The organism is Burkholderia sp. 3C (assembly GCF_054589155.1).
Map to the genome: position 1 here is coordinate 403 of NZ_BAAILN010000158.1, position 2,500 is coordinate 2,902.

General features: G+C 69.0%; 2 protein-coding genes. Both read right to left on the minus strand.

The window, feature by feature from the left end:
- On the minus strand, positions 1–1,689 hold a 1,689-nt coding region (locus tag ACYP33_RS33930), incomplete at its 3' end, for a S10 family peptidase (protein ID WP_459625489.1).
- Positions 1,690–1,844: 155 nt separating this feature from the next.
- A partial coding sequence (locus tag ACYP33_RS33935) for an MFS transporter (RefSeq protein ID WP_459625490.1) occupies positions 1,845–2,500 on the minus strand: 656 nt, incomplete at its 5' end.

Consider the following 2,500-nt stretch of genomic DNA (forward strand, 5'->3'; position numbering starts at 1 on the left):
CGGCGTCGACGCCTGATAGAAGCGCGCAAGATCGCCCTTCATCGCATGCAGCGCAGCGTCGTCGAGATAGATCATGTGGCCGGTCGGGTAGTAGCGCAGCGCGAGGTTCGCGCGCAGCGAGCGGTCCAGGCCGAGATGCGACAGCGCATATTCGGTCGCGTAGAACGGCGTCGCCAGATCGAAATAGCCATTCAGCGACAGCACACGCAGCTTCGGGTTCTGCCGCATCGCCTCGGCCAGGTCACCCGCCGCATACGGCACGGCCAATTGCTCGCCCCACCAGGCGCGATGCTTCCAGTCCCATTGGCGCAAGGCCGCGTCGTTGAACACGCGATATCGATCGGTCGGCCGGTAATCGAGATCCTGCGCGAGATGTTGGTGCAGGGCCGCGTCGAATACGCTCGAAATGCTCGTCGCCGACACGTCGTAATCGGGGCGCTCGCCCGCATCGTCGTAATCGATGCCCTCGAAGCGCGCGTCGTAGCGGCCCAGGCTGCGCGACTCGCCGCGCAGCAACTGCTTGCGGAACCGCGACGGCCCCACGCGCAGCCGTGCATCCTTGATGAACTGCACGTCGAGCCCGGTGTAGCCGGCGATGCGCGCGGCGATCGCGTCGCGTTCGGCGTCGGGCAGCGCGTCGCCCGCGGCGAGCGCCTGTTGATACGGGCCACGCGCGAACGCCCGCACCTCGTCGAGAAACGCGGGCAGGTTCGGCGGCTTCGGCGACAGGCGATCGTGATACCAGGCAATCGCGGCATACGTCGGCAGATAGCTTTCGCTCTCGAAATCCGAACCGGGCGAGAACGCCGCCGAATCGAGCACCGACGACATCAGGATCACGCCGTTCAACGCGATGTTGCTGTCGTTCAGCCGATGCGCGAGCATCGCGGCCCGCGCGGTGCCATACGATTCGCCGAGCAGGTACTTCGGCGAATCCCAGCGGCCGTTGACGGTCAGGTAGCGCTCGATGAAATGGTCGAACGCGCTCAGGTCGCTGTCGACGCCCCAGAAGTTCTTGCCCGTCGCGTGGCCGACCGGGCGCGAGAAGCCGGCGCCCACCGCGTCGATGAAGACGAGGTCGGATTGGTCGAGCAGGCTGTCGGGGTTGTCGGCCAGCGGGTAGGGCGCCGGCCCGCTGACGGCGGGGCTTGCCGTATGTGCCCGCTTCGGGCCGAACGAGCCCATCATCAGGAACATCGTGCCCGCGCCCGGGCCACCGTTGAACAGGAACGTCACGGGCCGCGACGCGGCGCGCTTGCCGTTCGCGGTGTAAGCAATATAGAAGACGCTCGCGGTGGCCTCGCCTGCATCGTCGCGCAGCAGCAGATTGCCGGCGGTGGCGGTGTAGTCGAGCGTGCGGCCGTCGAGCCGGATCGAATGGCGCGTGACCGAGCGGGTTTCGGGCGGTACGGGGATGACGTGGCCGGTGTCGTCGCTCCCATGCGATGGGGTGGCAGACGCATCGGCGGCGCGCGGGCGATGTGCGGACGGCGCGCTCGCGGCGGACGGCGCCGATGCGGCCTGCGCGGGCAAAGCGGATGAGGCCGATGAAGCCGACGCAACGGGCGATGCAGACGCAACGGCATCCGAAGCCGGCCGCGCAACCGCCTCCGCCGCACCGGCCTCCCCCATCGACAGGGCAACCAGCCACCCCACACTGCACAACGATGCGTTCAAACGTAGCGGCATGACATCCTCGGTCGGCGAACCCGCGCATGAATGGTCTGCGGATTGTCGACAGATCGCCCTGGCGCGTCAACGGCGCGCCGCCGCCCATCCATGACAAAACGGGCGAGCCATCCGGCCCGCCCGCTTATCCGCCTTCAAACATTACATCGAGCAACTCAACGCCGGCCCAGCATCCGCACCGCCAGCGCCGCCAGCGAGGTGGCCACGGCCAGCACAACCACCGCCGTCCAGCCCCACTGCGCGAACAGCAAGGTCGCCAACCCCGCGCCGGCCGACATGCCCACGAACATGCCGACGAACAGCACCGCGTTGAGCCGGCTGCGCGAGGCCGGATCGATGCCGTAGACGATGGTCTGATGCGCGATCAACGTGGACTGGAAGCCGAGGTCGAAGCCCACCGTGCTCAACGCGATCAGGGCAAGCTGCGCCGTCACCGGCAGCCACGGGGCGAAACCCATCGCGGCGAACGACACGGTGGCCACGCCGATCCCGAGCCGCGTGACGAATTCCGAGCCACGGCGGTCGGCCAGCCGGCCAGCCAGCGGCGCGGCCAATGCACCGGCCGCACCGGCCAGGCCGAACGCACCGGCCGCCGCGCTGCCCAGATGGAACGGCGCGCCGTGCAGCATCACGGCCAGCGTCGTCCAGAAGCCGCTGAAGCCGATCGCGAGGATGCCCTGCGCGAACGCGGCACGCCGCAGCGCCGGGTGCTGACGCCACAGCGCGCCGAGCGAGGCGATCAACGCGCGATACGGCAACTGCGTGGTGGGCCGGAAGCTCGGCAGGCCGCGCGCGGCCGCCACGCCGAGCG